The following is a 639-nucleotide window of genomic DNA, read 5'->3' as shown; positions in this document are numbered from 1 at the left end:
CCGCCGGCGGGGCGGTGGCCGGCGTCGGCGAGCACGCTCTGGGCGCGCTGACCAAGCTCGACCAGGTCATGCCCGGCCGGTTGCGGGAGAGGGTCGCCGACGTGAGCGAGTCGATGGTGGCCGTCCCCGGTACCGACACCCCGGTGGAGCCGGCACTGCTCATGGAGCTCGGTCACGCGGTGCGGGGCAGCGAGCAGGTGCGGTTGGACTACCGCGATCGCGCCGGCCGCGATACCGAACGCCGCGTCGAGCCCTACCGGATCGTCGTGCTGGGCCGACGCTGGTACCTGCTGTCCTACGACCTCGAGCGTGCGGACTGGCGGACCTTCCGGCTGGACCGCATCCGCGCGGTGCACCGCAGTCGCTGGCGGTTCACCCCTCGCCCGGACGTGCCGGACCCGGCCACCCACGTCCAGCACTCGGTGACGACCGCTCCGTACGAGCACCGCGCCAGTGTCGTGGTCCAGGCCACCGCCCGGGACGTGCGCGAGTGCTTCCCACCCACCTTCGGCACCGTCACGGAGCTCCGGCCCGTCGACCACCCCGACGGCCCGGCCTGTCGTCTGGAGACCGGCGCCGCCGCCCTCGACGAGTTGGCCTGGTACCTGGGTCGGCTGCCCGCGCCGTTCGTCGTGGAGT

1 protein-coding gene is annotated in these 639 nt (G+C 73.7%); it reads left to right on the top strand.

Annotated features, from left to right (window positions below; genetic code table 11):
- The coding region (locus tag IY392_RS18060) for a YafY family protein (protein ID WP_194861978.1) at positions 1-639 on the top strand (639 nt) is incomplete at both ends.

Origin of the sequence: Dietzia sp. SYD-A1 (assembly GCF_015356725.1) — a bacterium.
In the GTDB taxonomy this organism is placed as follows: Bacteria; Actinomycetota; Actinomycetes; order Mycobacteriales; family Mycobacteriaceae; genus Dietzia.
This window is presented reverse-complemented; position numbering and strand designations above follow the sequence as displayed.